At 64.7% G+C, this 235-nt stretch carries 1 protein-coding gene; it reads left to right on the top strand.

What is annotated here, in order from left to right; genetic code table 11:
• The coding region (locus R0J92_RS26725; RefSeq protein ID WP_411053909.1) for an ABC transporter permease subunit at positions 1-235 on the top strand (235 nt) is incomplete at both ends.

Below are 235 nucleotides of genomic sequence, written 5' to 3' on the forward strand. Positions count from 1 at the left end.
CCCCGTGATGGAATGGTATTGGCTACCTGAATACGCGCCCCGCCTCCTGGCAGGTCTGTGGCTGACGTTGCAACTGCTGGGTCTCTCGATCTCTTTCGGCATGTCCCTGGCGCTCCCGATAGGGCTTGCGCAAGTCACTGGCCCCTGGCCGCTGGCCTGGACGGCGCGCGCCTTCTGCACCGTGATCCGGGGCACGCCGCTGCTGATCCAGCTATGGCTGATCTACTACGGCCTC

This window comes from Tritonibacter sp. SIMBA_163 (assembly GCF_046535935.1).
Lineage (GTDB): Bacteria > Pseudomonadota > Alphaproteobacteria > Rhodobacterales > Rhodobacteraceae > Epibacterium > Epibacterium scottomollicae.